The organism is Limosilactobacillus fermentum, assembly GCF_013394085.1.
GTDB lineage: Bacteria > Bacillota > Bacilli > Lactobacillales > Lactobacillaceae > Limosilactobacillus > Limosilactobacillus fermentum.
In genome coordinates this window covers 58,622-84,815 of record NZ_CP040910.1, presented here as the reverse complement: position 1 = coordinate 84,815, position 26,194 = coordinate 58,622, and the positions used below count along the sequence as shown (strand labels likewise).

Sequence of the window (26,194 nt, the reverse complement as noted above, 5' to 3'; positions counted from 1 at the left end):
CGCTACTATCCCTCAATTCGCTCTTGCAAGTTAGCGGTGATTTCCGCCAGGGTAATCTCTTGCATCGCCGCCTCGGCCGCCGCTTGGACCTTGGCAAACTCCTGGGTTAAGACCCCCTGGATGTTTTTACCAATCGGACAATCCGGGTTGGTTTGTTCATCGATGTGCAGGAGGTGATACTGGTCTTCCACCGCCCGGTAAACGTCAAGCAGGGTAATTTCTTCCGGCTCCTTAGCCAGGGCTGGTGAAGCCGTCCCAGGATGGGTGACGAGCAGGCCGGCCTTGGTCAGGCGCGACATCAACCGTCGCACCAAACTAGGGTTGGAATCAATACTGCTGGCGAGCCGGGCTGACGAGATTTTGGTGTCTTGGTGTAAGTAAACGTAACTAAGGACGTGAACCCCATCACTAACGCGGTGCGAGTACTTCATCATCATCCATCCTTTCCGTAGAATAATTGTTACAATGATACCATTTTCTAATTAGAGGACGCAAAAGGGACGCCGGTGGGGGCGTCCCAACTAACTTAATTATATACTACTCAACCGGTTGGCGGATTAATCAGGCGCTAAGTTTTTCAAAATTACTTATCCTTTTCCTTCCGCCACGTAGTTTAGGAACTTTTTCATTAACCGCTCGGCGCCCCTACTTATGGTAGGGCAGGCCATTAATGATCGTGAAGGCCCGGTAGATTTGCTCGGCTAAGACCAAGCGCATCAACTTATGGGGCAAAGTAAAACGCCCAAAGGAAATCTGGGTGTTGGCCCGTTTTAAAACGGCCGGACTAAGCCCCAAGGAACCGCCGATCACAAAGGTTATATCGGAGTGGCCATAAGTGGCCAGCTGGTTGATTTCCTTAGCGAACTCCTCTGAGGAACGTTCCTTGCCCTTAATCGCCAGGGCATAAACGTATTCCCGGTCCTTGATCTTCGCCAGGATCCGCTCACCCTCCTTTGCCATCACGGCGTCCATTTCGGCCTGACTGAGGGTCTCGGGGGCCTTTTCGTCTGGTACCTCGACAATTTCAAACTTGGCGTAGCGCTCCATCCGCTTGGCGTACTCGGCGATCCCGGCCTTAAAGTACTTTTCCTTGACCTTGCCGACCCCGATAATCTTAATGTTCATTTTTTCTCCTCTCCGGACTTTTCCCCACCCGCTCAAATTAGCGGGGGAAAAGCCGCTCTTTCATGTTCAGCGACTATATCCACCGTTAAAGTTCAGTTTTCCCCAGCTTTTCAACAAGTTATCCCCAACTTATCCACCGTTTCTTGGGGATAAGTTGCGGTACCCCCCTGTGAATAAGTGGTCATTTGCACGACTTTTCCACATTGTCCACAGAAACGATTGTTCGTTCCGTCATCCACCAACCCCTTGCCCCGCTTGCATTTACGGCGTTAGGTTTCCTCACTCGTCCACTTTTCCACCGGTTATCCACCATCCTGTGGATAAGTTTGTGAAATGATCGTTTCCTTACTGCCCCGGGGCTTTGCTCTCTTGTGGAAAACTTTTTGGACCGGGCTAATTTTTTCTCGTTTCGCTACTTCCCTTCGGTTTCGCTTCGTTCACGAACACTTAGCAACGGAAAGGACCCCAACGCCCGTAATTCACGAACGCTAGGGTCCCCCTACTCAGTTACTCGGCGCTGGTTGCGTCATCACTAGAAGAACTGCTGGTCGTGGTCGACGAGCTAGCCTCCTTGTTTAATTCTACCTTGGCCGTTTTCTTGCTTCCGTCACGGTAGTAGGTCAAAGTGACCGTGTCGCCGACCTTGTACTTGTAGAGCACCGTCTTTAAGTCACCGGCATCGGTAACCTTCTTGCCGTTAATGGCGGTAATCACATCGTATTGTTGTAAGCCGGTGTTGGCGGCGGGGTAGCCACTTTCCACCTTCATCACCACCACCCCCTTGGTTACGCTGGTTGGCAGGTTTAAGACCGACTGCTGTTGACTACTAGAAACGTCGGACAGGTCCAAGAGTGACACCCCTAGCATTGGCCGGGTGATCTTGCCGTTTTTGATTAACTGGTTGATGACCCGGACCACTTCGTTACTCGGGATGGAAAAGCCCATCCCCTCCACCGAGGTCCCATCGGTGCTGGAGGCTAGCTTCATCGAGTTGATCCCGATCACCTGGCCGGCCATGTTGACCAGTGGCCCCCCCGAGTTACCGGAGTTAATGGCGGCGTCGGTTTGGATAACGGTCGTGGCCACCGAGCTGTCGCTGGCCTTGACCGTCCGCTTGGTGGCGGAAATGATCCCCTTGGTAACCGTGTTGGCGTACTCGGAACCCATCGGTGACCCAATTGCGATCACGTCCTGGCCGGCCGCAATGTCGTTAGAGTTGCCAAAGGTGGCCACCGTCGTTACGTTGGCGGCGTTAATCTTCAAGACGGCCAGGTCGGTCGTTTCATCGGTCCCGACGATTTGGGCGTCGACGGTCTTGCCATTACTCAAGATAACTTGGATTTCACTGGAGCCGGAGACGACGTGGTTGTTAGTAACAACGTAGGCAACGTTGCCGCTCTTCTTGTAGATCACCCCGGAGCCCTCGCTAGCCGTTTCTAAGCTGCCAGAACTGGAGCTAGTTGACCCGTCGGTGACGTTGCCGTACAAGGAGTCACTGCTAGACGTGGCCTGCTTATTGATAACCGAGACCACCGCGTTCTTAGTGGCGTTATAGGCCTTAGTGGTTTCGTTGGTCAGGCTGGCCTTATTCTTGGAAACCGAGGTGCCGCCGCTCTTGGACGAGCCCGCGGGCACCTTCGTGGTGGCGTAGTTGCGGTAGGTACTGATGGCGGAGTTAATCCCGAGGGCCGCCCCCCCACCAAGGAGACCGGCCAAGACGCCGACGAGGATGACCTTCCCCCAAAAACGGCGCTGCTGTGGTGCTAAGTGCTTCTTCATCGTTTTTCCCCCGATCCTTTTCCCCTAAGGGTAGCAAACATTTACGAATATTCTATTAATCAGCTACTAACTTTTTATAGACTCAAGAGCGGGCTGGGTTGATCGGGCTCCGCGTCCGCCAACTTAAAGTCGTGGTCGACACCGAAATCGTGGTTTTCCAAGATGCTAGCCACGGTCAGGTGCGCCAGGGACCGCATGTTGTTGTGCTGGCTGCGGTGGCCCAAAAAGACCCGCTTGGTCCGCTCGCCGATCACTTCCATTAGGGCCCCGGCCCCCTCTTCATTGGATAAGTGGCCGGTGTCGCCTAGGATCCGTTGCTTAAGCGGCCATGAATAGGGCCCCATCCGTAGCATTTCCGGGTCGTGGTTGCACTCTATCAAGTAGCCATCGGCGTTTTTGATCGTCTGAACGACCCGGTCGGAAACGTAACCGGTGTCGGTCAGGATCACAAAGGATTGATCGTCGTGGTGAATTTGGTAAAACTGGGGCTGCGCGGCGTCGTGGGAGACGGCAAAGGCCTCGACTTGCAGATCGCCCAGGTCTAAGAACTTGCCCGGCGCCAGGAGTTGCTTTTGGTCTGGAGCGATCTTACCGATCTTGCCCTCCACGGCCGCCCAGGTACCCGCGTTGGCGTATACCGGCATTCCATAACGGCGCGCCAAGACCCCCACCCCATGGCTGTGGTCGCTGTGTTCGTGGGTTACAAACAGCGCCTCGACCTGGTCTAAGGACCGCCCGATCGCTTCCATCCGCTGTTCCAGCTGCTTACCGGACAAGCCCGCGTCAATCAAGATCCGGTGACCCGCCGTTTCCAAGTAGGTCGCATTGCCCCCCGATCCGGAGGCTAAGATGCTGTAATGAATTGTATCTGCCACTGTTGCTTGCACCACTCTTCGTTCCCTTCTTAATTGTTTTCCTGAATTATCGTGCCACTAAAGGCGTTGATCCGCAAGTTTTGTGTTGTCGTGGCGCTCTTGGCCCGCAACTGAACCTGGTAAATCGGCACGAAGATCTGCTTACCATTACTAGTCATCAGCGGGCTGTAGCCGTAGGTCACCCGGACAATCTGCGTACTGTTAGGAATTTCGTTGTGGCGGTACAACCAGGTGACCGCCCGGACCTGACTGATCGTCCCGGACTGGGGCCGCAAAACACGCTCCTCTTTTAAGTAGCCCTGGGTGTAACCGACCACCTTAGTCCTAGCGGCGTTGAGCCGGAGCCGGATTTGCCCCTCGTGGCTTAACACCGGTTCACCCTTAATTACCTGGGTAAAGACGATGCTGTGGCTAGTCGACAAAGCGGCGCTGTATTGATAGCTAGTCCCGTGCAAGAACAGGCGCGAATCCTTCAGTAGCTTCTTTAGTTGCTTGGGGACTGACTGGGAAGAAGATAGGTCTACGGCGTCGACAAAGTTAGCGGTCAACAGGTTCCCATCGGTCCGGGTGGTTTGGTTTTTCAACCGCCCCCGCTCCGTTGAAAGGTCCCCGGGGGTCACCGCTAAGTAGTACCCCGTTTGGGAGTTGGGGCTCAACTTGGGGTAGGTAATCGAATTGGACTTCATTTCCTTTAGGGTCAGCTGGGTCTGGCTCTGTTGCTTGCCGCTGGTGGAAAAGTTCTCGTTGCCCCATAAGAGGGTTGAAACGAGTACCAGGTCCAAGATGATAAAGGCGATTAAAAAGATCCACTGAATTCTGCGAAAGTTCATCTTAATCCCCCTTTAACAGGCTTTGATACTTGACCCAGTTACCGTGGTAGTAGACGTAATAGGTTGGCGAAAGCGTGACGAGCGACTTATTTTGGTTGGTCGCCCAGGTGTAGCCCAGCCGTAAGCCCTTGATGTCTTTGCCCTTTCCCGCTTGGTACAGGGCGTTTAAAACCGTGACCGTCGAGGGCAAGGTTACCTTTTGGCCACTCGCCGGAAGTGGGGTCCCCAGGCTTAACGGCGAGAGGTGGTAGCGTTCGACCCCGTCGTTATTGGCCTTAATCCGGACCGTCCCGTAGTCATTGTCACTAAAGATCGGGAAACCCTCGACAAAGGAGCGGTAGGTAATCGTTTGACCGACCAAGGAGACGTTGTCGTATTGAACTTGTTCCAGGGGGACCGCAGTGTCGGCCAACAGGTCAAACAGGTGGGTGTACAAAGTCTGGGTGCCGTAGGAATTATCCTTTCCCAGGTAGTTGTCGTATTGAACCTGGCCGGTGCCCTTATTGTAAGTCATCCGCCGCGAATTACCAGCCGTGTAGGTAATTAGCTTACTGGTCGTTTGCGAACTGACCGTCGAAACGCTAGACGAGGCCATCAGGGTTTGGGCTATGCTGTCCAGGTTTTGGTGGTTAATCGTTGAACGGTAGGTGGGCATGCTGATCTGGTGGGGGAAGGTGGTCAAAGGAATCCCGTTGACGATCTTGTGGTCAACGTTTAACTGGCTCCCCCCCACCAGGGACTTTTTGATCACCGCAAGTGATTGACTGGTCGTCGTCAGCCGGTAGACCTGGTACTTTTCGTCGGCCATCAAGTAAACGGTCGGCGTCTTATCCAGGGTAATGACGATGTGGTTGATCCGCTTGAGCCGGGCCGTATCGACACTCTGATTAAAGGTCTGGTTAAAGACCGTGGTGGCTACGGCATCGGGGTAGGAGATCATGATTGAGTTTTCGGTGCGTAGGTCCCGCAAGTAGGCCGCCGAATCGTTGTTAACGACCCGGGTAAGGTGCTTTAACTTCCACTTGCGGACCTGTTGTTCAATCACCATGACCGGGTTTTTAGCCTGGTCATAGAGAAGCTTTTGCGACCGGTCCTGGTAGGTACGGATCACCTCGGTGGGCTTATAAATGTCACTCAGGGATTGAACGGTGTCTTGGCGCGCCGAGGTACTCGTGCTGTCCCCGCTGCCCCGCTCGTAGTGGAAGGGATTGATCCAGACGCTGGCCGACAAAACGGCCGACAGGGCCACCACGATCACCAGGGCAATCGTCAGGCTGCTCTTTTTAATCTGCTTGATCATCCCATTCCTCCTCTTCGTATGGTACGTATGGCAAGGAAATGTAGAAGGTGGACCCCTTGCCTTCAACCGAATCAACCCAGATTTGGCCGCCTAGCAGGTTAACGACTTCCTTTGAAATCGCCAAGCCCAGCCCGGTACCGCCCTGCTTTCTGGAGCGGTCCTTATCAACCCGGAAGAAGCGGTCAAAGATGTGGCCGAGGTCCTTTCTTGGAATCCCCAGCCCCTGGTCAGAAATCGACAGGATCACGTGGTTGTGGGTCTCCAACAGGCGGGCGGTAATGACCCCGCCGTCCGGTGAGTACTTAACGGCGTTGTTCATGATGTTATCGACCACCTGGGTAAACTTATCGGTGTCGATTTCAACCCACAGGTCCTTTTTGGTGAAGTAACGGACAATCGTGTACTTCTTTTGGCTCGGATCCGCGGCCTCGTTTTTGATGATCATGTCAAAACGGTTGAGAATGTGGTTAAACAGCTCGTTAATATTGACGTACTCCAAGTTTAACTTAGCCGTTCCCGCATCCATCCGCGACAGGCTAAGGAGGTCGTTAATCATCCGGATCATCCGCTCGGTTTCATCCGATACCACCCCTAAGAAGCGGGGGGCTAATTCCGGGTCGTTGATCGCCCCGTCACTGAGGGCTTCCACATAGGACTTGACCGAGGTCAGCGGCGTCCGTAATTCATGGGAAACGTTGGAAACGAACTCCTTACGTTCACGTTCCTCTTCTTGCTGGGAGGTCACGTCATGTAAGACGCAAACTAGACCCGAGACAAAGCCCGATTCCCGCTTAATCGGCGAGAAGTAGGCCGATAAAATCAGGTCCTCGTTTAAATCATCCAAGATAACCTGGTCTTGGTCTTCGTCGACTAGGTGGCGAATCGAGAATTGGCGCCGAATCTTTAAGACGTCCAAAATCGACTTGCCGAGCACCTGCTCTTCGTCAGCGATGTTTAAAAACTGGAGGGCGGTGTTATTAACGATCGTCAGGTTACCCCGGCGGTCGGTAGCCAACACCCCGTCAGACATGTGGGAGAGGACTGAATCCAACCGGCGCCGTTCGGCATCCGAGGACTCTTGGGACTCCTCCACCCGCACCGAGAGGTTGTTGACTGCCCCGGCCAGTTGGCCTAGTTCGTCGTTGCCCATCACCTTAACCTGCCCGGAGAAGTCCCCACGGGCAATCCGTAGGGTCTGCTTGCGCATTTCTTCAATCGGCCGGGTAATTTCCCGGGAAATTAGGACCGCTAACCCCAGCCCCAGGACAATCGTGATCAAAGCCGCCGACAGGTAGATCAAGGAGATCGAGTTGATCGTCGAATAGACCCCCTCGAGGTTGGCCCGCATGTAAACGACCCCGACCACGTTATTGGCGTTGCCACTGGCTAACAGCGGCACGACACTGACGTAGTAGCGGTTGTGGTTGGCGCTGTCGTAGAGGTTTTCGGTGTGGGAGCGGTTGTTGACCAGGGTGTTTTTAATTACCGTATCGGTGGTCTTTTGCCCGACGATCCCCTGGTTGCCCGAACTACTGGTCCCGCGAATGATCCCCTTGGCATCGACCACCCGGATCTCGGTGATACTGGTGTTGTTGACCCGGGCGAGGATCGTTTTAATTTCCTTGTTGGCCGTTTTGGTATCGGTGCTGGTCAGTTGGGTGGCCAAGGAATTGTCGATGTAAGACGGCAACTCAATTTGTTGCTTGAAGTTGGCGAGTTCTTGGTGTTCCAGTTGACGCACAAAAACCGCCCCCACCACTTCGAGCGTCAGCATCAGCATCAGCGCAAAGACAAGGGCGATTTTAAAGTGGATCGACTGGTAGAATTTGATTTTGCTGTTCACGATTCAGGCCCTTAATCCTGATTCGGGTTGGCTAGGTAGTAACCGACCCCCCGCCGCGTGATCAGCCACTGGGGGTGACTCGGGTTATCTTCGATTTTTTCACGCAACCGGCGCACCGTTACGTCAACGGTCCGGACGTCACCAAAGTAATCGTAGCCCCACACCGTTTGCAAGAGGTGCTCCCGGTTGATGACCTGGCCAATGTGTTGGGCGAGGTAGTGCAAGAGCTCGAACTCCCGGTGGGTCAGGTTGATGTTTTCGCCCCGCTTGGTGACCGTGTAGGCGTCCGGGTGGATGGTCAAATCCCCCACCTTGATATCGGCGGTCCGGTCGTCGTTCGCCGGTGAAACGGTGGCGTCTTGGCGGCGCAGGTTAGCCTTAACCCGGGCCACTAGCTCACGGTTAGAAAACGGCTTGGTAACGTAATCGTCGGCCCCCAACTCAAGGCCCAAAACCTTATCGAGTTCCGAATCCTTAGCCGTTACCATGATGATTGGCGTCGAACGCTTAGCCCGCACCTGCTTAGCCACTTCCAGGCCGTCAATTTTGGGCAGCATCAGGTCTAAGACGATCAGATCCGGTGACTCGCTTTCGACCTTTTGCAGGGCCTCTTCCCCGTCGTAAGCCACGACGACTTCATAGCCCTCCTTTTCTAGGTTAAACTTAATGATATCCGAAATCGGTTTTTCATCGTCAACAACCAAAACTTTCTTGTCCATGTCGGTCCCTCCGCATCCATCTTTTTTCATTCTTCGTTAATTGATCGTAAACTTAATTATACCACACCGGGTGGGTGGATCCCGGCCCTCCAACTTTTTTCACAAAAAGGTCTTGCCAAATTAGACCACATCTGATATAGTTAATAACGTTGTGTTAGACATGACATGGGCAGTTAGCTCAGCTGGCAGAGCACCGGACTCTTAATCCGGGTGTCCAGGGTTCGATCCCCTGACTGCCCATTTCGTTCCGTCACCGCTTAGGTGGCGGTTTTTTTGTATAAAAATGGCCATCCTCAATTGGCGGTGGGGCCCACTTTCCCTGGTCCCCGATCTTTTTTAAAAAGGGGCTTGCCAAAACGATGGTCAACTGGTATTATATTTTATGTTGTTAAGACATGGGCAGTTAGCTCAGCTGGCAGAGCACCGGACTCTTAATCCGGGTGTCCAGGGTTCGATCCCCTGACTGCCCATTTCATTCCGTCACCGCTTGGGTGGCGGTTTTTTTATACCTAAAAACAAGGGGCTGGGAGAAAACTGTGTTTTCTCCCAGCCCCTTGTTGTATTCCCGAATGTTAGACATAAAACGTGGTAAATAACCGCAGGCCTAGTGCCTAAGCAGGCCGAAGAACAGTGCATTCTGCACTAACCGTTCGTCCTAGCTTAGTCATACGACCTGCCGAGAAGGTTATTTCCCACTCTCCTTGTTATCTTTTCGAAGGTTACTTCCCACCCTCTTGCGATTCAGCTTTGACGTCGTTAACACTCACCCGTTGGTGGCTGTGCTTGAGCTGACTGAGCACCCCTTCTCTTCCCTGGTTGACGGTAAACTCATCGACCGCCCCGCAGTGGGTACAGGCCACTAGAATCTGGTACTGTTGCGAGTCGTCGTTGTTGGTGGCCTCCCAGTTGCGCTCGGCGATCACCAGTGGCTGGCGGTGACACTTGTAGCAGGGTGCCGCTAGTAGGCAATCCTCCCTAAAGGGGTCGCCGACCTTGCCGACCATCCCCCAGCGGTCCTCGCCATGAACTTCATCGTAATTTTGGTAAAACAAACGCTCACCCCCTAGTAGTATTCAGCCTGGCGGTGATTCTTTTCAATCATCAACCAGGAAACTAAGCCGGCACCAAGGATTGCTAACGTACAGACGTAAAAGAGGGGCTGATAGCTAAACCGTTCGATCACCAGGCCACCAAATAAGGGGCCCAGCGCCTTGCCGGCCGAACCAAAAGAATTGACGATCCCTTGGTAGCGCCCCTTATCTTCCATTGGGCACAGCTGGTTGACCAGGGCCGGGATCGTTGGAATCGCCGTTGCCTCCCCCAGGGTTAGCACGACCATTGAGAAGACGAAGGCCCCGTAGCCCTTGGCAAAGGGCAGGATCAAAAAGGACAGCCCTAACATGGCGGTGCCAAAGTACAAGTAAAGGTGATCGTTGTTCATCCGCCGGTTTAACCAGTTAATCGCCATCTGCAAGACCACGATCAAGAGCCCGTTGATCGTCCACAACAGCGAGTAGCTAGTCATGGAAACCCCGTGACCGGTAATGTAAACCGACATGTTGGATGACCATTGCGAGTACATCATCCAGATCACCAACAGGGCGCCGCTCATTGTCCAAATCAGCTGGGAATTGGCTCGGGGCAACTTAACCAGTTTTTCTTCGTGCTGGGGCCGTTTGATGACGGCAATTTGGTAGAACTTGATCACCACTAAGGAAAAGGCGGCGTAAATGACCACGGTCACCAAGAACAGTGGCCCCACGTTATCATGGGCATACTGGTAAAGCGGGCCGACAATCGTGGTCCCAAAGACCATCCCCAAGTTATTGGCAAAGTAGAGCATGTTAAAAACGAAGCGCCCATCCCGACTGTGCATCCGGGCACCGTAGGAGTTGTGCATCGTCATCAACCACCCGTTGACGATCCCAATCAGGGCGAGCATGATCGGGTAGGTCGGCCAGTCGTTTTTAAAGACCAACACCCCCATGAAGATTACCGCCGCCACGATCCCCCCGAGGGTTAGCCATTGGGGCGAGTACTTGTCAAATAACCGCCCACCGACGTAGGAACCGATCACGTTAGTTCCGGAATAAAAGAGGAGCACAATTCCAGAAACCGTCAGTGACTGGTGTAGTTGATCGTGGATGTAGACCGTCGTCAGCGGCCAAATAAAGCTGTTCCCAACGTTAACCAAAAAGCTACCGAGCAACAGCCAACGAAACTTAATTTCTGTTTGCATTTCCTCACCTAGTTTCCTTAATTTTAGACAACACAAAAGTACCGTAAGCATCCCTAAAGGACGTTACGGTAACTTTTACTTAGTTATTGTGGCCCCTGCCCCGGCGTGAAATCGACCGAGGCAAACTTGTTGTAGGCCTTATTAAAGAGTAGTTTGACGGTTCCCCGCGGACCACTCCGGTTCTTTTCAATGATGACTTCGACTTCCGACAGCGAGTTTTCGGCCTCCTGGTCGCTTCCCGCTTGCGGCGCCCCGTCCTCTTGTTGTTCGCGGGTGTAGTAATCGTCGCGGTATAAGAAGGCTACGATGTCGGCGTCCTGTTCGATTGACCCGGATTCCCGGATGTCGGACATAACCGGGCGCTTATCTTGGCGCTGTTCAACCCCCCGCGAAAGCTGCGAGAGGGCGATTACCGGCACCGATAATTCCTTAGCGAGCTTCTTTAGCTGCCGGGAGATTTCGGAGACTTCTTGTTGCCGGTTTTCCGAGTTGCTCCCTTCGATCAGTTGCAAGTAATCGATCACGATCAAAGACAGGTTCCCAGTCCGCTTCTTTAAGCGCCGGCACTTAGCCCGGATTTCGGGGACCTTGATCCCGGCGGTGTCGTCGATGTAGACGTTGGTCCCCGCCAGGCTCCCCATGGCCACCCAAAGTGCGTCCCACTCATCGGTATCGAGGTTCCCGGTCCGCAGGTGGTTGGCGTTAATCCCCCCTTCGGCACACAGCATCCGGTTGACTAACGACTCCGCCCCCATTTCCAGGCTGAAGATGGCGACGGTTGGCTGGTTATCCCCACGGACCGCCACGTTTTGGGCGATGTTTAAGGCAAAGGCAGTCTTCCCCATCGCCGGCCGGGCCGCCAAGATGATCAGTTCGTCTTCGTGTAACCCGGTCGTCATGTTGTCTAGTTGCGGGTAGCCGGTCCGCAGCCCGGTCACCCGGGTTTGCTGCTTAGAGAGCTCGTAAGTGTGGTTGGCGGCTTCGTGCACCACTTCTTCGATGTTTTGCATCTCCGATTGGTTATTGTCCTCCGCCACGTTTAAAATCGACTGCTCCGCCCGGTCGAGCATGTCGGTGATCTCATCGGCATCCTCGTAACCCTCACTAGCAATCTTGGTGGCCGTATCGATTAAACGCCGCGCCGTTGCTTTATCGTGAACGATCTTGGCGTAAAAGCCGACGTCAGCCGCCGTAGGAACCGCCGCGGCGAGCTTGGCGAGGTACTGAATTCCGCCCACCGCCTCGAGCTGGTTTTGGCGGTTGAGCTCCACTTGCATGGAAACAACATCGATCGGCTTATCGTTGTCATTTAAGGCAACCATGGTCTTAAAGAGGAGCTGGTGCTGGCGGGTGTAGAAGTCGTCTTCTTTGACGTATTCCATCGCCTCGACAATCGCGTCATCCTTTAACAGGATCGCCCCCAAAACGGCTTGCTCAGCCTCAATGTTGCGGGGGGGCGTCCGACTAATTTCTGGACGAGTATCCATTTCCCATTCCTTGCCCTTTCACTTTGACCTGGTGCCAGGACGAACTACTTTTCAGCAATGTGCACCCGCAAGGTCGCTTCAACATCGTGGTGTAGCTTAACCGGGACGTTCACGTAGCCCAGGGCCCGAATTGGGGCCGCCAATTCCATCTTGCGCTTATCCAGCTTGATTTGGTACTGCTTTTCTAAGGCGGTGGCAATTTGCTTGGTCGAAACCGAACCAAACATCCGGCCATCCGTTCCGGCCTTCCCGGTTAACTCAACGACCGTTTTATCGTCTTCTAAGATCTTCTTTAACTCCTTGGCCGCCGCTAATTCTTCGGCCTCGTGCTTTTCCCTGGAGCGTTCCTGGCCGGCTAATTCGCTCATGGCCGCCTTGTTAGCTTCCTTGGCCTTCCCCCGGGGGATCAAGAAATTTTGGGCGTAACCATCAGGAACGTTTTTGATTTCCCCGCGCTTACCGCGTCCCTTGACGTCTTCAGTAAAGATAACTTTCATTAGTCTTCCTCCGTTTCTTCTTTTCCGTTGGGGAGCTGTTCCCCATTTAAAAGCTGCTCTAGTTGGTCTTTGACCTCAGTGACCGTCTTGCCCGTCACCTGGGTCGCGGCGTTGGCTAAGTGACCCCCACCGCCCATCTGCTCCATGATTACCTGGACGTTAAAGTCCCCTAGCGAGCGGGCCGAAATGCCCACGACGTCGTTGGAGCGTCTGGTAATCACAAAGGAGGCGTCGATGCCATCCATTTGCAAGAGCATATCGGCCGCCTGGGCCGCCGTGACCGGATCGTACACCCGGTCGTCTTCGCCCACGCACAGTGCCATTTTGTCATTGATGAAGGTCACCGCCGCGATCAAGTGGTTGCGCGCTAAAAAGCTGGCCGGGTTTTCCTTCATCAGCCGTTGGATTAACATCCCATCGGCCCCGGCCGAACGCAGGTAGGAGGCCGCATCGTAAGTCCGGGTACCGGCGTTTTGGCTAAAGGACTTGGTGTCGACCCGGATCCCCGTCAGCATGGCGGTGGCTTCCAAGCGGTTGAGCCCCTGGCTTTCCCGTGGTTGGTACTCAAACATTTCGGTGATTAGCTCACACGTCGAGGAGGCGTAGGGCTCGTTATAAACCAACAGCGGGTTTTCCGGGAATTCTTCGCCCCGCCGGTGGTGGTCAATAATCACCATTCGGTTTGATAGTTTAGCACAAAGTTCCGGCGCCATCGAGATTGACACCTTGGAGTGGTCAACCATCACCAACAGGCTCTTAGCGCTCGCCTTTTCTAGCGCCTCGGCTGGTGAAATCACGTGGTCTTTAATCGACTGGTATTCGTTAATTTCCCCCATCAGACGGGCAACGTCTGAGTGGACCTGTTGGTTATCAAAGACTACCCAACACTGGTGCTGGTTCATTTCGGCAATCCGCCGAATCCCCAGGCACGCCCCCAGAGAATCCATGTCGGGCTTGGCGTGGCCGACAACGAAGATCTGGTCGGCCTGGTTCATCAATTCGCGTAGGGCCTGGGCAATCATCCGCGCCCGTACCCGGGTCCGCTTTTCCATCGGGTTGGTCTTCCCCCCGTAGAAGCGGGCTTGCCCGTTTTCGGCCCGGACGACCACCTGGTCCCCCCCACGCCCGAGGGCGAGGTCGAGGTTCTTTTGGGCGGTGTCGGCTAGTTTAACCAGGTCACTTTGCCCGTAGGCAATCCCAATTGATAGGGTCACCGGCGAGTTTTGGCGCGACGTGTTTTGGCGAATCTTATCGAGGACCCGGAACTTATCTTCTTCCAGGCGGTTTAAGTCCCCCTCGTGCCCAATCAGTAGGTAGTTATCATCGTCAATTACCTTAACCAAAAGGTGGTGGTACTTGGCCCAAGCGGTTAGCTCTGAGGTCACGTAGTTGCGCAAGTTAGAAACTTCCGAGTCGCTCATCCCCTGAACTAATTCAACGTAATTATCGAGGTAGACGTTCCCCAAGAAGAGCCGTTCTTGCCGATAACGGTCGTTGATCTGCTCGTATTCGGTCACGTCCATTAAGTAAACGGCATGCAAGCGGTCCTGGACCAAGAACTCAAACTGGCGCGCTTGCCAGGTGACGACCACCGAGTGTTCGTCGCGGCGGTGCTTATTGACCAAGGAAGCTAGCCGCTCATCAACCGCGGTCAGGTCTTGGCCAACCACTAGGCGCTGATCAAAGTAGCGGGCCATGTAGGGATTAATCCAACGCACCACCTCGTTTTCATCGAGCAAGATCATCCCAATTGGCATTTCAAAGAGGGCCTCTTCTTGCCCCTGACGGACCTGGTAAGCCAAGTCGTTAACGTAGGCTTCGGTGCTCGAAGCCAGCCGCTGCAAGAGGGCTAAGGCCACCAAGAGGCAAAGCAGAATAAAGGCTAAAATGATTAGCCCCACCCGCCAGTTAAAGGCGAAGCCAACGATGACCGTCACCAACGACATCAACATGACGTAGGCAAGGGTTAGTTGAAAGACCCGACTACCCAAGAGTCGCCGGACGCTTTCCCGGCCAAACCAACGCTCAAACATTTCCCTGCCCCCCTTTAAAAGTAACTTACGGTATCTTTTTAATCATATCATACCCCCAACGGATTCGGGGGCAAATAAAAAACGCTATCGCAAATCAATGCGATAACGTTTTTTATTGGGAATCCTAGTCTTCTGCAACGAATGGCAGCAAGCCCATGATCCGTGCGCGCTTGATGGCAATCGTCAAGCGGCGTTGGTTCTTAGCACTGGTCCCGGTCACCCGGCGTGGTAAGATCTTACCCCGTTCGGAAATGAACCGGCGCAGTAAATCAGTGTCTTTGTAATCGATGTATTCAATGTGGTTTGCGGCGATGAAGTCAACCTTACGGCGACGACGGCCACCACGACGTTGTTGAGCCATGAAATTACCTCCCTTATTGTTTAGTAGTTGTCTTTTCTTTAGAAGGGTAGGTCATCTGATGAAGGCATCCCGTCAGCGTCGCTTGCAGAACTTGCCGAACCGGACCCCGGGTTTGCGCTGAAGGCGGCGTTGTCGTCAATGTTGACGGCGCCGTTATCACCAGCAGCGGGCGTGGTGTCGTTATCCTTGCTAAATGGCAGGCTATCGGCATCAATTTGGGTTGGGCCTTGATTAAAGACGCCTCCCTGGGGTTGGTTGAAGTTTCCGTTGTACGACTGGTTGGCGGGAGCCGGTGACCCCCCGAAATTATTTTGAGGAGCGGCCCCGAAATTGCCACCGTTACCGTAGGCGTTATTGCCAAAGGACTGGTCCTGGTTGTTAAAACCATTGCCGCCGTTGTTATAACCCCCACCGTTGTAACCACCATTACCGTTATTAGCGGACCGCGGTTCCAACAGGGCGAAGTTTTCGACCGTTACTTCCGTCCGGTAAACCCGTTGTCCCTGTTGGTTTTCATAGTTACTGGTGGACAGTCGGCCATCAAGACCGACGAGTGCGCCCTTGTGGGTAAAGCGGGCAAAGTTTTCTGCTGACGTACGCCAGATGACGCAGTTAATGAAGTCAGCGTCCCGCCGGCCCGTTTCCCGGTTCTTAAACTGCCGGTCAACGGCAATTGAGAACCGTAAAACGGGGGTTCCACTTTGGGTGTAGGTCAATTCCGGATCCCGTGTTAGTCGCCCAGTTAATACTACACGATTTAGCATCGGCTATCGCACTCCCCTCTTCTACTGTTAACCGTTAAGCTTAGCCGCGCTTAACGATCATGTGACGCAGGATGTCGTCGCTGAACTTAGCCAAACGATCGAATTCGTTTAATGAAGCATCGCTGTCGGCAGTCACGTTTACGATGTGGTAAGTACCTTCAGTGTACTTGCCGATTTGGTAAGCGAACCGACGCGTGTCCCAGTCAGCTGAGTCAACTACGGTTGCACCATTGTCCGCCAAGATCTTGTCGAAGCGGGCTACCAGCTCGCTCTTTGCAGATTCTTCGATATCAGGACGAATGATGTAAGTAATTTCATATTTGCGCGTTTCCATGAATGTTACACCTCCTTATGGACTCTGGCCCCCTCCGCTCTTCGAAGGGAACAAGGAGAGTAGACGTCGTTACGTATACTCACAGAATAGAATATTAGCATAAATTTTGGTCAATCACAAGTTAAATCTAGGGTAACAAAAGATCCGGAATTGCTTCCCTAATCTCTAAGTACGCAATTCCGGATCTTTATCACGAAAGTTTTTAATTAAATTTCGTTGGGACCTTCAACCGGCGTTTCGGCTTCTTCAGCGCTTGCTTCGGTTGGATCCGTTTCTGCGGTCTCTTTTTCGACCTTGGTCATCGTGGCCACCACTGAGTCGGCGTCCATCTTGATCAGGTGGACCCCAATTGCTGAGCGCCTGGTTTGGGAGACGGATTCAACGCCAAAGCGGATGATGACCCCCTTATCGGTCACCACCATCAGGTCTTCGTCCCCCTGAACGGTGGTTAACCCGGCGAGTGGCCCGTTCTTTTCGGTCACGTTGACGGTCTTGATCCCCAGGCCACCCCGGCCCTTAATTGGGTACTCGCTGGCCGGCGTCTTCTTGCCGTAGCCCTTTTCCGAGATAACCAGAACCTGGTCATCCTCGTTTAACGGTGCGGCACCAATCAGGTAGTCACCGTCCCGTAGGCGGGCCCCCCGGACCCCGGCGGCGGATCGTCCCATTGACCGAACGGCACTCACCTTAAAGGTGGCGGCGTGGCCCAGGTGGGTCCCTAGAATCATGTTTTGATCGTCATCGACAATCGCCACGTTGATCAGTTCATCACCCTCGTGCAGGTTAATGGCCTTGATCCCGTTAGAGCGAATGTTCTTAAATTCCGTCACCAGCGTGCGCTTAACCGTTCCCTGCCGGGTCACAAAGAAGAGGTCCTTTTGTAAGTCGTCTTCTCTTTGGGCAACGTTGATCACGGCGGTCACCTTTTCCTTGCCGTCGACGTCCAGGAGGTTAATGATCGGAATCCCCTGGGCGGCCCGACCGTACTCTGGAATTTCGTAGCCCTTCATGGCAAAGACCTTCCCGGTGTTGGTGAAGAAGAGCAAGAGGTCGTGAGTGGAACTAGCGACCAGGTGCTCGATGAAGTCGTCACTGTGGACGCCCATCCCCTTCACCCCGCGGCCCCCACGGTTCTGGGCCTTAAATTCGTCAACCGGCAAGCGCTTGACGTAACCATTGTGGGTGAGTGTGACGATGATGTCTTCTTCTTCGATCAGGTCTTCGTCTTCGATGTTGGAAATGTCGCCGACTTGTAATTCGGTCCGGCGCTCGTCACCAAACTTGTTTTGGATTTCCATCAGTTCATCGTAAATGATCTGGTTAATCCGTTCCTGGTGGGCCAAGATGTCCTTGTAATCTGCAATGGCGGCCACTAGTTTTTGGTACTCGTCTTCAATTTTTTCGCGTTCCAACCCGGTCAGGCGTACCAGCCGCAGGTCCAAAATGGCTTGGGCTTGGCGATCGGACAGGCTGTAGTCATCCATCAGCCGTTGCTTAGCCAGTTCGGAAGTTTCCGAGCTCCGGATGATGTTGATGATCGCGTCGATGTGATCCAAGGCAATCCGTAACCCGGCGACGATGTGGGCCCGGTTTTGGGCCTTTTTCAAGTCGAATTCGGTCCGCCGGCGAACCACTTCTTCTTGGTGTTCCAAGTAGTACTGAAGGATCTCTTTTAATGACAGGATCTTCGGGGCGCCCTTAACGATCGCCAACATGTTGAAGTTGTAAGTCGTTTGCATCAGGGTCATCTTGTAGAGGTTGTTTAAGATCACCTCGGCACTGGCGTCGCGGCGAACGTCAATTACGATCCGCATCCCTTCCCGGTCGGTTTCGTCGTTGACATCGGTAATCCCATCGATTTCCTTTTCCCGGGCGAGGTTGGCGATCCGCTCGATCAGCTTGGCCTTGTTAACCATGTACGGAATTTCGTGAACGACGATCCGTTGCTTGCCGTTCTTTTGCTCCTCAATTTCCACCTTGGCCCGGACGATAATCGAACCCTGACCGCTCTCGTAGGCCTGGCGAATCCCCGCTTTACCCATGACCACGCCCCCGGTTGGGAAGTCCGGTCCTGGTAAGGCCTTCATCAGCTCGGCAACCGTCACGTCCGGGTTATTCATCAGCATGTGAATTGCCGAGATTACTTCGCCCAGGTTATGGGTTGGGATGTTGGTAGCCATCCCGACGGCAATCCCCGAGGCCCCGTTCACCAAGAGGTTCGGGAAGCGGGCCGGCAGGACAGCCGGTTCTTTTTCGGTACCGTCGTAGTTGTCTTGGAAATCAACGGTGTCCTTGTTGATGTCGCGCAGCATTTCGACGGCGATCTTGCTCATCTTAGCTTCGGTGTACCGCATGGCGGCCGCCCCGTCCCCATCGACGGAGCCGAAGTTACCGTGCCCGTCGACCAGCATGTAACGGTAGGAGAAGTCTTGGGCCATCCGAACGAGCCCCTCGTAAATCGAAGAGTCCCCGTGGGGGTGAAATTTCCCCATGACGTCCCCCACGATCCGGGCCGACTTCTTGTAGGGCTTATCCGGAGTGACCCCCAGTTCGTTCATCCCGTATAAAATCCGGCGCTGAACCGGCTTTAAACCATCACGAACGTCAGGTAGGGCCCGGGAGACGATGACACTCATGGCGTAATCCAAGAATGAATTCCGCATTTGGCTGGTCAGATTAACGTCGGTTATCCGTCCAGGCATCTCTTGTTCTGGCACGCTTATTCCTCCTCAATATCAGTTCTTACAGGTCCAAGTTTTCCACGAAGGTGGCGTTTTCTTCGATGAATTCCCGCCGCGGGCCCACCTTGGTCCCCATCAGCATCTGGAAAATTTCATCGGCGGCCTTGGCATCGTCTAACTTCACCCGCAACAGGTGCCGGTTAGCCGGATCCATGGTCGTTTCCCAAAGTTGTTCGGCGTCCATTTCCCCCAGCCCCTTGTAGCGTTGGATAACCGGCTTAGGGCTTGGTTGCAGGGAGTTGACCACCCGTTCTAGTTCCTCGTCATTTTCGATGTACTTAACAAACTTCCCTTGCCGAACTTGGTACAGCGGCGGCTGGGCGATGTAAACGTAGCCCTTTTCGATCATCGGCCGCATGAAGCGGTAGAAGAGGGTCAACAACAGGGTCCGGATGTGGGCCCCGTCGACGTCGGCATCGGTCATGATGATCAGCTTGTGGTAGTTAGCCTTGTTGACGTCAAAGTCGTCGCCAAAGCCAGTTCCTAGTGCCGTAAATAGGGAGCGGATTTCTTCGTTGGCCAAAACCCGGTTTAAGGAGGCCTTTTCCACGTTTAAGATCTTCCCCCGGATTGGCAAGATGGCTTGAGTCAAGCGGGAACGCCCCTGCTTGGCGCTCCCACCGGCCGAGTCACCTTCGACAATGAAGAGCTCGGAAATGGCCGGGTCCTTGCTGGTGTTATCAGCCAGCTTTCCTGGTAAGTTCGAGATTTCCAAGCCGCTCTTCTTACGGGTCACTTCCCGGGCGCGCTTAGCGGCGTCGCGGGCCTTGCTTGCTAGCATCCCCTTTTCGACGATCTTGCGGGCCACGTCCGGGTTTTCCATCATGAAGCGGGTCATCGTTTCGGCGAAGATGTGGTCAGTCGCCGTTCTAGCGTCGGAGTTAGACAGCTTGGTCTTGGTTTGCCCCTCAAACTGCGGGTTCGGGTGCTTGATGGACACCACGGCGGTCAGGCCTTCGCGCACGTCTTCCCCGGATAGAGTGACGTTACCCTTGATTTGCCCGCTCTTACGCCCGTAATCATTAATCACCCGGGTCAAAGCGGTCTTAAAGCCCGTCTCGTGGGTCCCACCTTCGTAGGTGTGGATGTTGTTAGTGAAGGTTAAGAGGTTGGACCGGTAGTCATCGGTGTATTGCAAGGAAACTTCCACCGTGATCCCCTTGTATTCCCCCTCCACGTAAATTGGCGGGTCAAAGAGTAGCTCGTGGCCCTCATTGAGGAATTCAACGTAGTGACGAATCCCGCCTTCGTAGTGGAAGGATTCCTGTTTCTCCTTGCCTTCCCGACGGTCTTCCACCGTGATCTTAAGCCCCTTGTTTAAAAAGGCTAGTTCCCGCAAGCGGTCAATCAGGGTGTTGATGTTGTAGACGGTCGTTTCCCGGAAGATTTCCGGGTCCGGGACGAAATGCACCGTGGTCCCGTGGGCCGATTGCGGCAGGTCGTCTTTGATCACCTTCATGGCGGTGTTGACGTGGCCCCTTGCAAAGTCCATGTAGTATTCCTTGCCTTGGCGGGCGACCTTGACGTCTAGCTCCGTTGACAGGGCGTTGACGACCGAGGCCCCTACCCCGTGGAGACCCCCAGAAACCTTGTAACCGCCGTTACCGAACTTCCCACCGGCGTGGAGGACGGTAAAGACCGTTTCAAGCGCGGGTTTGCCGGTCTCCTTTTGGATATCGACCGGGATCCCCCGCCCGTTGTCGGTCACGATGATCGAGTTATCCGGTTCAACAATTACGTTGATTTCATCACAAAAACCGGCCAGGGCTTCGTCGATCCCGTTGTCGACGATTTCCCACACCAAGTGGTGCAGTCCCTGGACGGTGGTGGAACCAATGTACATACCGGGCCGCTTACGCACGGCCTCTAACCCCTTTAAGACCTGGATCTGGCTGGCGTCGTATTCGCTAGCTAGTTCCGCTTTACGTGCTTGTTCTTCTTGTTGGGTCACTAGTCTTCCTCCTTTGTGAGTGTGCCACTTTGAATCGTGAAGATGGTTGGGTGGTGAATTAGTTGCCGAGCCACCCCACTCAAACTAGTAGTGGTGATAAAGGTTTGCACCTTATCTTGAATCGCCGTCAGTAAGTGGGTTTGCCGGTCGTCATCTAACTCGGACAAGACGTCGTCTAACAAGAGCAGGGGGTATTCACCGGTCTGCTCTTTCATCAGGTCAATCTCGGCTAATTTAACGGCCAAAGCGGTGGTCCGCTGTTGGCCTTGGGAACCGAAGCGTTGCACGTTTTGACCGTTGACGATGAAGTGGATGTCATCGCGCTGCGGGCCAATCAGGCTGGTCCCGTGCTCGATTTCTCGCTCCTCGTTTTCTGAATAGAGGCGGCGCAGTTGGGCGACCGCTTCCTCTTCGGTCGTTTGATCGTCCACTTCAACTTGGCTAACGTACTGTAAGCTCAGCTCTTCTTTTTGCTTGGAAATGTGGTGGTGTAATTCAGCCGCCCACTTTCCCAACCGCTTGACTAACTGTTGGCGAGCCACCACTACTTCGCCCCCCACCGAAGCGAGTTGATCCGTGATCACCCCGAGTAAAATCCGATCACTTTGTTGGCCATACTTGAACTGGCGCAAGTAGGCGTTACGTTGGGCGAGCTGCTGGTTGAAGCGGCTGACGTTGTACAAGTACTTGCTACTCATCTGGCCAAATTCCATGTCCATAAACTGGCGCCGGTTCACCGGTGCCCCCTTAACTAGGGCAAGATCTTCGGGGGCAAACAAAACTACGTTGAGGTTCCCAACGTAAGTGGAAAGCCGCTTTTGAAAGAGGTGGTTGACCTTTACCCGCTTGCCACTGGTGGAGATTTGCACCTCTAAGGGAAGGCGGCCGCTCGCTCGCTCAACCACGCCGCTAACCCGGGCCAGCTTTTGGTGCCAGCCAATTAACTCCCGGTCCTTGGCCGTCCGGTGACTCTTGGTGAAGGCCAACAGGTAGATGGCCTCCAGCAGGTTGGTTTTCCCCTGGGCGTTTTCTCCAATTAAGACGTTGATCCCCGGCGCAAAGGTCACCGCCAGTTCCTCATAGTTACGGTAATGACTTAACTGAAGCTCCTGGAGAATCATCGGCTGCTCCTAGTTGGTCGCGATAACAACTTGCTCGATTCCGACGACATCAATGTGATCGCCGGGGTAAAGTTTCTTCCCCCGGCGATCATCTAACTCCCCATTTACCTTGACTTCGTGCTCCTTTAAGAACCACTTAGCAGCGCCCCCAGTTGGGATGATGCCCTCTTCTTTTAGAAGCTGACCTAGGGTAATGAAGGGTGCGTCAATTTTGACTTCTTTTTCCATTTGTTCACACGTCACCTACTTTATTTGATAGTACAATTATAGCTTTTTTGAGGGGTAAAAACAAATCTTCCCCCCTTCAGAGCCGTTCTGAGCTTTTTTGACCCCTTGAGGGCAAAAATCACCTTTTGCCCTCAAATCGCGTTTAAACGCCCATATTTAATTTTAATTACAAAAACGGCCGGCAAACTCGCCGACCGTTTCACAAGCTTTGTTATTTAAGTTTAGTAAGTCCGCACTGGCGTAATCAGTTGGACGAATTGATCGGAATCTTCCGTTGGCACCAGGGTGAAAGGCCGCAACGCCGTCGTAAAGGACAGGATAATCTTAGCCTGACCAAAGGACTTCAGGGCGTCACCCATAAAGTCGGGGTTAAAGGAAATTTCCAAGTCGCTTCCTTCCATCCGGTCCGTCGCGATGTTTTCTTCCACGTTCCCGATGTCGGCCGAGTTACCAGATACCTTGGCCAGGCCCGCTTGCGGGTCGACCGTCAACTTAACGACGTTGTTTCTACTCTGGTGGGAAAGCAACGACGCCCGTTCAATCGCCGCCAAAAAGGCACTGGCATCCAGTTCCACCGTCGTTTCAGACGTGTCCGGAATTAGGCGCGACGTGTCCGGGTAGTTCCCCTCCAACAGGCGGGAGTAAAAGCGGGTGTTACCAAAGACAAAGAGGGCCTGGTTGTCCGTCACTTGGATCTTAACCGGATCCTTAACGTCACCAATCATCCGCGATAGTTCCGTCAAAGACGTGCCGGGGATGACCACGTCAACTTGACGCTCCCCAACATTTTCCAAGCGAACCTTGCGCTGGGAAAGGCGGTGGCTATCCGTGGCCACGGCCGTTAAAATCCCATCAGCTAAAGAAACGTGGATCCCGGTTAAAATTGGCCGGCTTTCCTGGTGAGAAACGGCGATTTGGGTTTGGCGAATTACGTCGGCAAATAGGTCCGCCGCTACTTCAAAGCTAGCAGCCGTTTCAATTTCCGGCAGGTGCGGGTAGTTATTGGCGTCTTGACCATTAATGACGAACTCCGCCGTTCCGGACATAATCTGGGCTTGAAAACCATCTGTAACAGCAATTGTTACTTGTTGATCCGGTAACTTCTTGACGATGTCGCTGAAGAAACGGGCGGGCAACACAATGGCGCCTGGTTCTTCTACCGTCAATTGGTACTGACCGTCTGCGCCACTTAGCGTGGTTTCAATGCTAATGTCGGCGTCACTCCCGGTTAATACGACCTCATTGTTGTCGACGACCAGCTTTAAGCCCGTCAAAATCGGAATCGTTGACTTGGAAGAAACCGCCCGTAAGACGTTGTTGAGTTGGCCGATAAAGGCAGCTCGGTTAATGGTGAATTTCATGAAGGAGTCCTCCCTGATAGTTAATTTAAATTAATAAAAATAGTTAGTAGTGGTAGTAGGACCTGTGGATGCTGTGGAAAAGTCGGTAGGTCCGATCAAAAACAAGTTTTCCACCTGTGGATAAATTGGGGATAATTCTGGGCATAAGACCAAGTTTTCCCCAACTAGGCTTGCAGGTCGTTTTTGAGCTTAACCAAGTCCCCCTGCAGGCGGGCGTCTTCTTGAACCTGCCTTTCGATCTTATCGATGGCGTGCAGTACGGTGGTGTGGTCCTTGCCGCCGAATTCTTTACCGATCTTTGGTAGGGAATTATCGGTTAACTCCCGGGACAGGTACATGGCAATCTGGCGGGGAACGACGATGTTTTTGGTCCGCTTTTTGCCGGTAATGTCGGATTGGTTAATGTTGTAATAGGTGGCGACACGCTTTTGAATTAGGTCAATGGTGACCGTCGTTTCGGTGTTGGCAACCATTCCCTGCAGGGCCTCGGTAGCCAGTTTGAGGGTAATCGGTTGCTGGTGGAGTTCGGAAAAGACCCGGATTCTCATCAGGGCCCCTTCTAATTCGCGGACGTTGGTGTTGATGCGTTGGGCAACGAAGTTTAAGACGTCGTTTGGCACGTCGAGGTGCTCTTCTTCAGCCTTGGACTTTAAAATCGCAATCCGGGTTTCCAGTGCCGGCGAGGTAATTTCGACCGGGACCCCCCACATGAAGCGGGAGACCAACCGTGCCGTCAGGTTGGGGATTTCGCGGGGATCCTTATCGGAGGTCAGGACAATCTGCTTTTTGTTGTCGTATAAGACGTTAAAGGTATTGAAAAATTCGGTTTGCGTCTCCCCCTTGGAGGCGAAGAACTGAATATCGTCGACCAAGAGGGCGTCGAGGTCGCGGTATTCGCGGCGGAACTCCTCTTGGGTCCCGGATTTAATCGAGTTAACGAAGTCGTTCATGAAGTTTTCGCTGGTTACGTACTTGATCCGTACGCTAGGGTTGTGAAACTTCATGTTGTTAGCGATGGCTTGCATCAAGTGGGTCTTGCCTAGGCCGACGCCCCCGTAAATCAGGAGCGGGTTGTACTGGTCACCCGGGGACTCGGAAGCCGCAAAGGCTGAAGCGTAGGCCATCATGTTGCTACGTCCTTCAATGAAGGTTTGGAAGGTGTACTCCGGGTTGAGGGGCGTTTCCTCTTTAAAGGTCGACTGTGGCCGGGGCGGCGTTTGGGCCAGGGGGGTCGGATCGGTTGCCAACACGTAGTCCGGGCGAATTTCTTGGCCGGTGCGTTGGTAGACGATTTCGACGACCTGGTCGGTCAGCTGCTCCCAAAAGTCGCGGTGGTACTGGGAGGGCAGCTGGATGCGAAGCCTGCCGTTAGCGAAGTCGAGGGGTTTTGCCGGAGCAATTAAGTTTTTGTAAGTCGTATCGCCCTTAGACTTACGGAATGAATTTTGGATCGCTTCCCAAAGAGAATCGAGCTCAGTCAAAATGATTCCTCCTCTACGTCTGAATGCATTAGAAAAAATTTACAACCGATATTTTATCATTCCTGGCCGGAGTTTTCCACAGGTGGAAAAATTTAAAGCCAGTTATAAACAACGGTGTGTGGAAATTATCCCCAGGGGTGTGGAAAGGTGGAAAAACTGGGGCTTAATTCTATTTATCCACAGCTTAGTGGGGATATCCACCGCTCCAAACGCCGATCTGACCGCGTTTTCAAAAGTTATCCACCGGCTTGTGGATAACTTTACCCACCGGGGTGGGATAAGTCAAAAGCCCTTGGATAAGGCGGTGGATAAGTCGACGCCGCAAAAAGAAATACACAACGCTGTGGATTATTTGTGGAAAACTGTCAAGGGGAATTTATTTTTTTCGCCGACTTGGCGGTTCCTTCCCTCCCAAAAGTATGCTATACTTCAAAAGTATGTTTGAAGAGAGGACTCTTTTTAAACGGACGTTTTAATAAAGAAACTAAAAAAATCAGCTGCTAAGGAGGTGCAAAACAATGAAGCGCACATTTCAACCTAAGAAGCGCCACCGTGCCCGTGTTCACGGCTTCCGCGCTCGGATGAGCACTAGCAACGGCCGGAAGGTATTAGCCCGTCGGCGTCAAAAGGGCCGCAAGGCATTATCTGCATAATATCGTTACGTTAAGTAACCATAAAGGGGCCGGGCAGCCACATATACTGCAATCGTGATGTTGTAGTTGTCGTTGCCCGGCCCTTTTTTGGTTTAACGGGTTGGAGACTGACTAAATGAAAAAATCGTACCGAATAAAAAAGGAAAGCGACTTCCAACGGGTGTTTGAAACTCATAATTCAGTGGCCAATCATAAGTTTGTGATCTACCAGATGCAAAAACCGAACCAACCCCACTTCCGGGTCGGGATTTCGGTCGGTAAAAAGGTGGGCAACGCCGTCCAGCGGGGCTGGGTCAAACGACGGATCCGCCAAACCCTGCTCGAGGTTAAGCCCGAATTAAAGCAGGACGTTGACTTCTTGGTAATCGCCCGTAAATCGGCGGCCGACCTTTCAATGAAGGAAATCAAGAAGAATCTGGTCCATGCACTTACGTTGGCACACCTGTTTGAGGAAAAGTAAAGAGAGGATCAA

25 protein-coding genes and 2 tRNA genes are annotated in these 26,194 nt (G+C 53.3%); 5 read left to right on the top strand and 22 right to left on the bottom strand.

Annotation, left to right across the window (positions count from 1 at the left end; genetic code table 11):
- Positions 1-5 precede the first annotated feature (5 nt).
- From FG166_RS00415 to yycF, 8 genes are all read right to left on the bottom strand, one after another.
- Positions 6-431, bottom strand: a complete 426-nt coding sequence (locus FG166_RS00415; RefSeq protein WP_003685648.1) for an Rrf2 family transcriptional regulator — start codon at positions 429-431, stop codon at positions 6-8.
- Between the two features lie 214 nt (positions 432-645).
- Complete coding sequence (gene rlmH, locus FG166_RS00410) at positions 646-1,125, bottom strand: 23S rRNA (pseudouridine(1915)-N(3))-methyltransferase RlmH (protein WP_003682318.1); 480 nt, start codon at positions 1,123-1,125, stop codon at positions 646-648.
- Between the two features lie 507 nt (positions 1,126-1,632).
- Positions 1,633-2,904: a S1C family serine protease gene (locus tag FG166_RS00405; protein WP_003682316.1), complete on the bottom strand. Its 1,272-nt coding sequence runs from the start codon at positions 2,902-2,904 to the stop codon at positions 1,633-1,635.
- A gap of 74 nt (positions 2,905-2,978) precedes the next feature.
- Positions 2,979-3,794: an MBL fold metallo-hydrolase gene (locus FG166_RS00400; protein WP_003682315.1), complete on the bottom strand. Its 816-nt coding sequence runs from the start codon at positions 3,792-3,794 to the stop codon at positions 2,979-2,981.
- Between the two features lie 14 nt (positions 3,795-3,808).
- Positions 3,809-4,609, bottom strand: a complete 801-nt coding sequence (locus tag FG166_RS00395) for a two-component system regulatory protein YycI (protein ID WP_003682314.1) — start codon at positions 4,607-4,609, stop codon at positions 3,809-3,811.
- 1 nt (position 4,610) lies between these two features.
- Positions 4,611-5,909, bottom strand: a complete 1,299-nt coding sequence (yycH, locus tag FG166_RS00390; protein ID WP_003682313.1) for a two-component system activity regulator YycH — start codon at positions 5,907-5,909, stop codon at positions 4,611-4,613.
- Complete coding sequence (walK, locus tag FG166_RS00385; protein WP_003682312.1) at positions 5,893-7,752, bottom strand: cell wall metabolism sensor histidine kinase WalK; 1,860 nt, start codon at positions 7,750-7,752, stop codon at positions 5,893-5,895. Before walK ends, yycH begins: the two co-directional genes overlap by 17 nt.
- Positions 7,753-7,763: 11 nt before the next feature.
- Positions 7,764-8,471 carry a response regulator YycF gene (yycF, locus tag FG166_RS00380; protein WP_035430857.1) on the bottom strand — a complete coding sequence of 236 codons (708 nt, stop codon included), beginning with the start codon at positions 8,469-8,471 and terminating at the stop codon, positions 7,764-7,766.
- A 167-nt stretch (positions 8,472-8,638) separates the two neighbouring features.
- Here yycF and FG166_RS00375 point away from each other — a divergent pair.
- Together FG166_RS00375 and FG166_RS00370 are read left to right on the top strand one after the other, a co-directional pair.
- A tRNA-Lys gene (locus tag FG166_RS00375) sits at positions 8,639-8,711 on the top strand.
- 157 nt (positions 8,712-8,868) lie between these two features.
- A tRNA-Lys gene (locus FG166_RS00370) sits at positions 8,869-8,941 on the top strand.
- Positions 8,942-9,190: 249 nt separating this feature from the next.
- On the opposite strand, the gene FG166_RS00365 is transcribed toward FG166_RS00370, so the two are convergent.
- The 14 genes from FG166_RS00365 to dnaA all read right to left on the bottom strand — a co-directional run bounded on the left by FG166_RS00365 (position 9,191) and on the right by dnaA (position 25,069).
- Positions 9,191-9,523, bottom strand: coding sequence for a hypothetical protein (locus tag FG166_RS00365; RefSeq protein WP_003682310.1), 333 nt, complete (start codon positions 9,521-9,523; stop codon positions 9,191-9,193).
- A gap of 11 nt (positions 9,524-9,534) precedes the next feature.
- Positions 9,535-10,710, bottom strand: coding sequence for an MDR family MFS transporter (locus FG166_RS00360; RefSeq protein ID WP_014562046.1), 1,176 nt, complete (start codon positions 10,708-10,710; stop codon positions 9,535-9,537).
- A gap of 83 nt (positions 10,711-10,793) precedes the next feature.
- Positions 10,794-12,197, bottom strand: a complete 1,404-nt coding sequence (gene dnaB / locus FG166_RS00355; RefSeq protein ID WP_003682308.1) for a replicative DNA helicase — start codon at positions 12,195-12,197, stop codon at positions 10,794-10,796.
- 44 nt (positions 12,198-12,241) lie between these two features.
- Positions 12,242-12,694 carry a 50S ribosomal protein L9 gene (gene rplI / locus FG166_RS00350; protein ID WP_003682307.1) on the bottom strand — a complete coding sequence of 151 codons (453 nt, stop codon included), beginning with the start codon at positions 12,692-12,694 and terminating at the stop codon, positions 12,242-12,244.
- A complete protein-coding gene (locus FG166_RS00345) occupies positions 12,694-14,727 on the bottom strand; it encodes a DHH family phosphoesterase (protein ID WP_003682306.1) in 2,034 nt (677 codons plus the stop codon). The genes rplI and FG166_RS00345 overlap by 1 nt, the downstream gene beginning before the upstream one ends.
- A 124-nt stretch (positions 14,728-14,851) precedes the next feature.
- Entirely contained in the window at positions 14,852-15,088 is a 237-nt protein-coding gene (rpsR, locus tag FG166_RS00340) for a 30S ribosomal protein S18 (protein ID WP_003682305.1), read from the bottom strand.
- A 38-nt stretch (positions 15,089-15,126) separates the two neighbouring features.
- A complete protein-coding gene (ssb, locus tag FG166_RS00335) occupies positions 15,127-15,852 on the bottom strand; it encodes a single-stranded DNA-binding protein (RefSeq protein WP_003682304.1) in 726 nt (241 codons plus the stop codon).
- A gap of 40 nt (positions 15,853-15,892) precedes the next feature.
- A complete protein-coding gene (rpsF, locus tag FG166_RS00330) occupies positions 15,893-16,186 on the bottom strand; it encodes a 30S ribosomal protein S6 (protein ID WP_003682303.1) in 294 nt (97 codons plus the stop codon).
- A gap of 206 nt (positions 16,187-16,392) precedes the next feature.
- A complete protein-coding gene (gene gyrA, locus FG166_RS00325) occupies positions 16,393-18,903 on the bottom strand; it encodes a DNA gyrase subunit A (protein ID WP_035430855.1) in 2,511 nt (836 codons plus the stop codon).
- Positions 18,904-18,928: 25 nt separating this feature from the next.
- Complete coding sequence (gene gyrB / locus FG166_RS00320; protein WP_003682301.1) at positions 18,929-20,878, bottom strand: DNA topoisomerase (ATP-hydrolyzing) subunit B; 1,950 nt, start codon at positions 20,876-20,878, stop codon at positions 18,929-18,931.
- The gene (gene recF, locus FG166_RS00315) at positions 20,878-21,999 is read right to left on the bottom strand and encodes a DNA replication/repair protein RecF (RefSeq protein WP_003682300.1); all 1,122 of its coding nucleotides are present in this window, start codon (positions 21,997-21,999) and stop codon (positions 20,878-20,880) included. Before recF ends, gyrB begins: the two co-directional genes overlap by 1 nt.
- 9 nt (positions 22,000-22,008) lie before the next feature.
- The gene (gene yaaA, locus FG166_RS00310) at positions 22,009-22,227 is read right to left on the bottom strand and encodes a S4 domain-containing protein YaaA (RefSeq protein ID WP_003682299.1); all 219 of its coding nucleotides are present in this window, start codon (positions 22,225-22,227) and stop codon (positions 22,009-22,011) included.
- A 221-nt stretch (positions 22,228-22,448) separates the two neighbouring features.
- Positions 22,449-23,588 (bottom strand): DNA polymerase III subunit beta, encoded by a 1,140-nt coding sequence (dnaN, locus tag FG166_RS00305; protein ID WP_003682298.1) that lies wholly within the window; start codon positions 23,586-23,588, stop codon positions 22,449-22,451.
- 164 nt (positions 23,589-23,752) lie between these two features.
- Positions 23,753-25,069, bottom strand: coding sequence for a chromosomal replication initiator protein DnaA (gene dnaA / locus FG166_RS00300; RefSeq protein ID WP_003682297.1), 1,317 nt, complete (start codon positions 25,067-25,069; stop codon positions 23,753-23,755).
- Between the two features lie 82 nt (positions 25,070-25,151).
- Between dnaA and FG166_RS00295 the strand changes: the two genes are divergently transcribed.
- From FG166_RS00295 to rnpA, 3 genes are all read left to right on the top strand, one after another.
- Positions 25,152-25,514, top strand: coding sequence for a hypothetical protein (locus tag FG166_RS00295; RefSeq protein WP_130125585.1), 363 nt, complete (start codon positions 25,152-25,154; stop codon positions 25,512-25,514).
- A gap of 73 nt (positions 25,515-25,587) precedes the next feature.
- Positions 25,588-25,722, top strand: a complete 135-nt coding sequence (gene rpmH / locus FG166_RS00290; RefSeq protein WP_003682291.1) for a 50S ribosomal protein L34 — start codon at positions 25,588-25,590, stop codon at positions 25,720-25,722.
- 115 nt (positions 25,723-25,837) lie between these two features.
- Positions 25,838-26,182, top strand: coding sequence for a ribonuclease P protein component (rnpA, locus tag FG166_RS00285; RefSeq protein ID WP_003682289.1), 345 nt, complete (start codon positions 25,838-25,840; stop codon positions 26,180-26,182).
- Positions 26,183-26,194 lie beyond the last annotated feature (12 nt).

What these genes read in the sequence shown, in the direction of transcription:
- FG166_RS00415 (WP_003685648.1), bottom strand. Translation starts at nt 431, where the DNA reads ATGAAGTACTCGCACCGCGTTAGTGATGGGGTTCACGTCCTTAGTTAC.
- rlmH (WP_003682318.1), bottom strand. Translation starts at nt 1,125, where the DNA reads ATGAACATTAAGATTATCGGGGTCGGCAAGGTCAAGGAAAAGTACTTT.
- FG166_RS00405 (WP_003682316.1), bottom strand. Translation starts at nt 2,904, where the DNA reads ATGAAGAAGCACTTAGCACCACAGCAGCGCCGTTTTTGGGGGAAGGTC.
- FG166_RS00395 (WP_003682314.1), bottom strand. Translation starts at nt 4,609, where the DNA reads ATGAACTTTCGCAGAATTCAGTGGATCTTTTTAATCGCCTTTATCATC.
- yycH (WP_003682313.1), bottom strand. Translation starts at nt 5,909, where the DNA reads ATGATCAAGCAGATTAAAAAGAGCAGCCTGACGATTGCCCTGGTGATC.
- yycF (WP_035430857.1), bottom strand. Translation starts at nt 8,471, where the DNA reads ATGGACAAGAAAGTTTTGGTTGTTGACGATGAAAAACCGATTTCGGAT.
- FG166_RS00360 (WP_014562046.1), bottom strand. Translation starts at nt 10,710, where the DNA reads ATGCAAACAGAAATTAAGTTTCGTTGGCTGTTGCTCGGTAGCTTTTTG.
- dnaB (WP_003682308.1), bottom strand. Translation starts at nt 12,197, where the DNA reads ATGGATACTCGTCCAGAAATTAGTCGGACGCCCCCCCGCAACATTGAG.
- rplI (WP_003682307.1), bottom strand. Translation starts at nt 12,694, where the DNA reads ATGAAAGTTATCTTTACTGAAGACGTCAAGGGACGCGGTAAGCGCGGG.
- FG166_RS00345 (WP_003682306.1), bottom strand. Translation starts at nt 14,727, where the DNA reads ATGTTTGAGCGTTGGTTTGGCCGGGAAAGCGTCCGGCGACTCTTGGGT.
- rpsR (WP_003682305.1), bottom strand. Translation starts at nt 15,088, where the DNA reads ATGGCTCAACAACGTCGTGGTGGCCGTCGTCGCCGTAAGGTTGACTTC.
- ssb (WP_003682304.1), bottom strand. Translation starts at nt 15,852, where the DNA reads ATGCTAAATCGTGTAGTATTAACTGGGCGACTAACACGGGATCCGGAA.
- rpsF (WP_003682303.1), bottom strand. Translation starts at nt 16,186, where the DNA reads ATGGAAACGCGCAAATATGAAATTACTTACATCATTCGTCCTGATATC.
- recF (WP_003682300.1), bottom strand. Translation starts at nt 21,999, where the DNA reads ATGATTCTCCAGGAGCTTCAGTTAAGTCATTACCGTAACTATGAGGAA.
- yaaA (WP_003682299.1), bottom strand. Translation starts at nt 22,227, where the DNA reads ATGGAAAAAGAAGTCAAAATTGACGCACCCTTCATTACCCTAGGTCAG.
- dnaN (WP_003682298.1), bottom strand. Translation starts at nt 23,588, where the DNA reads ATGAAATTCACCATTAACCGAGCTGCCTTTATCGGCCAACTCAACAAC.
- rpmH (WP_003682291.1), top strand. Translation starts at nt 25,588, where the DNA reads ATGAAGCGCACATTTCAACCTAAGAAGCGCCACCGTGCCCGTGTTCAC.
- rnpA (WP_003682289.1), top strand. Translation starts at nt 25,838, where the DNA reads ATGAAAAAATCGTACCGAATAAAAAAGGAAAGCGACTTCCAACGGGTG.